The organism is Micromonospora sp. NPDC049799, assembly GCF_040656655.1.
GTDB lineage: Bacteria > Actinomycetota > Actinomycetes > Mycobacteriales > Micromonosporaceae > Micromonospora.
In genome coordinates this window covers 1-2,058 of sequence record NZ_JBFAMU010000705.1, presented here as the reverse complement: position 1 = coordinate 2,058, position 2,058 = coordinate 1, and the positions used below count along the sequence as shown (strand labels likewise).

General features: G+C 67.7%; 1 protein-coding gene. It reads right to left on the bottom strand.

The window, feature by feature from the left end; translation table 11 throughout:
• Nucleotides 1-490: 490 nt before the first annotated feature.
• Nucleotides 491-1,705: a hypothetical protein gene (locus tag AB0I76_RS28535; protein WP_357041823.1), complete on the bottom strand. Its 1,215-nt coding sequence runs from the start codon at nt 1,703-1,705 to the stop codon at nt 491-493.
• Nucleotides 1,706-2,058: the final 353 nt, after the last annotated feature.

Genomic DNA, 2,058 nt, shown 5'->3' with positions numbered 1-2,058 from the left:
GTTGGGGGGGGGCGCGCGGTGGTCTTCTGAGCCGTGGTGGTCGTTCTGTGGGGCCGCCCGCCCCGGCCGATGCCGGCGGGCGGTCGCCTGCCGGCGGGGGTTGACCGGCCGCGGCCCGCTCTGCGGGCCGCCTTGATCTAGAAAGCGAACGATTCGGCAGGCATACCGGCTGGACGCCTGAGACTTGACCAGCGGTCAAGGAGCGCTACCAGACGGCGCACTTGACCGGCGTGGTCCCCACGAAGTGGGAAGGGCCGGCCCAGTATTTCGGACCAGCCCTCTGACCTGCGCTTTCACTCTGTCGGGACGGCCGGATTCGAACCGACGACCCCTTGACCCCCAGGCAACTAACACGGGGCGGTGAGCTGCTGCTGCACCCCGGCTGAGCCGTCCGAAGGGTCCTCCGGGGTCCACGTTCGTCCGTGGGCGTCCGGCCCGATGGTCACCCAGTTAGTCACTCGGCCGTTGATGGGGCGGTTACCCATAGACCTCAAGCTCGGCACCAGGTCCGAAGTTGTTGCTCGCTGTCAGGCAGGTTGTAGCGGCTGAGCAGCCTGGGCGCGGCTGGCAAGACACCGCTGCTCAACACTGTCCAGAGGGCTCTCTGCTGGGTTGGGGTGAGGTCGGCGAATCCCACACCGTCGGGTATCGGCCCGCCGGGGAAGGCTGCGTCCAACAGCGCGGTGAGCAGGGTAAAGGCATCTGCGGTGTGATCAGCGGAAGCGGCCCTTTCGGCTAGGACGTCGATTCGATCACCGGCGACTTCGGGAGTTAATTCTGCGATCGTGAGGGCCGCCATGCCGGCCATGTCACCTTCGAGGAACGGCCAATAGGGCACGGGTTCAGTGGCCCCGAAGAGGCATCCATAGAGTTCGCTGACCAAGGATCGGTCCGGATTCCTCAGGATTCTCGACAGGCCCAACACCGCCGACCAGCGCTCGGCACGGTTGACGCTGCCTCGCCGGTTAGAAAGCGCGTCGACCAATGCTTCGCCGCCGTTAGGGCACCCGAGGCCCGCCGCGACACAGGCAGCTGCCGCGACGACCGGACCCGGCTCCCGCCGGATCAGACCGGCCAACGCTGGGCCAACCAAGCCCTCTTCCTCAGGAAACCAGGCGAGCAGGTAAGCGGCATACAGCCGGACCGCAGCCTCCGAGGCTTCCAGCGCTGCCACGTAGACAGGCACCCCGACCCGCACCGCGTCGTACGCCTCTATCGTCCACCGCTGCTCGTCACGGTCTGCCTCGACGTCGCCCCATTCGGCTCGCCGTTCCCGTGCGCTGCGCTCCTCCTCATTCGGTGCCGCTGCGATCCAGTCTCGATGCTCCGCTTCCAACTCCTCTCGGCTCAATGGCGCGCGGCGTTGGGCCTCAGCCCTCATGTCTGATGGATCAGGACGATCGCTGAGCCATGAACTCTCATCGCCCACCGCGATCGCCGCCAACACCTGGCAGGCAGCAAAGCGGTCCGGGGCCGCCGGATCAGCAACAATGTCGATCAAGTGAGGGGCTACCGCAGCACTAGCCTCGAACCGGGAGCCCTGATGCACGAGCAGGTCGACGAGATCGCCGTATGCACCTTGGCGGACCTCCTGGCTGTCTGACCTGATAGAGCGGAGTAGGGCCGGGATCTCGACGGAAGGGCCGTAGGCATGGCTCGCCGACGACCAGTCAACCTCTTCAGCGGGTACCGAGCGCTGGGACATCCGACCACCTTAGGTGTGAAAGCCGCTGGTGCTGTCAGCCCTAGCCCAGGCGATTCCATCCCGTCTGCCCTCGACCCGCCCTTTTGGGGAGCGGGCCACCGCCCGGCCCGCCATGTCAAGCGGACATTGACGCACGTACGGACGCTGGCGGGTCGGGCGGTGGTCTGCTCGGCTCGCCCGGGTCGAGGGCAGGCGGGATGGCCTACCGCAACCACCCACGGACCGTGCCTCGCTGGCGGGTCTTGGCCATCCTGGAGCCGGAGCGCCCCCGCCGGAGGCGCAGTAGCCGCAACCCCGCGATTGCCGCCAGCTCGCCGACGCGGCTGGCGTGCGCTCCCCTACGCCGCGCGGGC

Coding starts and splice junctions, on each gene's coding strand:
- AB0I76_RS28535 (WP_357041823.1), bottom strand. CDS start 1,705: ATGTCCCAGCGCTCGGTACCCGCTGAAGAGGTTGACTGGTCGTCGGCG.